1 protein-coding gene is annotated in these 241 nt (G+C 69.3%); it reads right to left on the reverse strand.

Translation table 11 applies throughout. From position 1 onward, the window contains the following. The coding region (locus CVH10_RS23815; protein ID WP_181244743.1) for a bifunctional hydroxymethylpyrimidine kinase/phosphomethylpyrimidine kinase at window positions 1–241 on the reverse strand (241 nt) is incomplete at both ends.

Below are 241 nucleotides of genomic sequence, written 5' to 3' on the forward strand. Positions count from 1 at the left end.
AGTTCGCGGACCATCGCCGCCACGGTCTCTTGCGCGATCAGGCGGTCGCCGCTGGTCGCGACCATCACCGGGTCGAGCACGACGTTCGGCAGGCGGTAGTGCTCGATGGCCCAGGCGACCACCTCGACGCTCTCGGGCGTCGGCAGCATGCCGAGCTTGACCGCGTCGACACCGATGTCCTCCACCACCGCCTCGATCTGCGCCTTGAGGAACGCGGGCGGCACAGCATGGATGCCGGCGA

It is taken from the genome of Halomonas sp. ND22Bw (genome assembly GCF_003011945.1).
GTDB classification, from domain to species: domain Bacteria; phylum Pseudomonadota; class Gammaproteobacteria; order Pseudomonadales; family Halomonadaceae; genus Halomonas; species Halomonas halophila.